This window comes from Mycoplasma enhydrae (assembly GCF_025779955.1).
Classification (GTDB): Bacteria; Bacillota_I; Bacilli_A; order Mycoplasmatales; family Metamycoplasmataceae; genus Metamycoplasma; species Metamycoplasma enhydrae.
In genome coordinates this window covers 1-943 of record NZ_JAOXHI010000019.1, presented here as the reverse complement: position 1 = coordinate 943, position 943 = coordinate 1, and the positions used below count along the sequence as shown (strand labels likewise).

The 943-nt window shown below is 28.7% G+C and carries 1 protein-coding gene; it reads left to right on the top strand.

The genetic code is table 4. The annotated features are described in order from the left end of the window. Nucleotides 1–943, top strand: a 943-nt coding sequence (locus OF364_RS02980) for a hypothetical protein (protein WP_318529867.1), incomplete at both ends; no start/stop codon positions are given.

Below are 943 nucleotides of genomic sequence, written 5' to 3'. Positions count from 1 at the left end.
TAATATTGATGAGCTTAAAAAAGCTATTGTTGCTTTAGAAGCCCAAAAAACTACTTCTCAAGGCAAATATGATGAACATAATATACCTATTAACCAAGCTGTTGGTGAACTTCAAACAGCTTTAGATGATTTAAAGAATGAACTAAATGGTATAGATGCATTTATAGCTAACTTAAAACAAACACAAGAAACTAATGAAAAAGCAGTTAAAGATAAATTAAATGAAGCTTTAAAGAAAGCAGAAGATGCTATTAAAAAAGCAGATGAAGCTGGTACTGATAAATCTAAATTAGATGAAGCTAAAGAAGATTTAGAAAAAGCTAAGGAAGCCTTAGAAGAAGCAAAACAAAAAGCTGAAGAAAAAGGTGATGCTGATTCAGCTAAACAAGCTGAAGATAAAGCCAAAGAAGTAACTGAGAAATTAACTGAAATTAATAATAAATTAGATGATACTATAGCTAAAGAAATTGATGGAGCAACTGCAACATTAAAAAATGCTATTAATAATTTAAATTCAAAAGATGGAGTTGATGAACTAAATACACAACTACCAAAATTTGAAGCTGAAATTACTAAGGCTAAAGCTGTTTATGATAAATATAATAAAGATGAATACAAAAACAAGGTTTCAGTCCCTGAAAAATTAGAAGCACTAAAAAACACTTTAGATCAAGCAAACACTCTTAAAACAACTAAAACAAATGAAAGAGATACTAAAAAACAAGCTACTGAAGATAAATACAATGAAGCTGAAACTGCCAAAAATGAAGCATTTGAAGATTTTAAAAATGCTGGTGAAGATTCAACCAAATTAGCAGCCGCTTTAGAAAAACTAAGAGCAGCAAAACAAAAAGCAGCTGATGCTAAAACTTTAGCTATTACTAATAAATATAAAGAATATGAAACTAAAGCTGAAGACTTAGAAAAAGAAATTGATGATAAA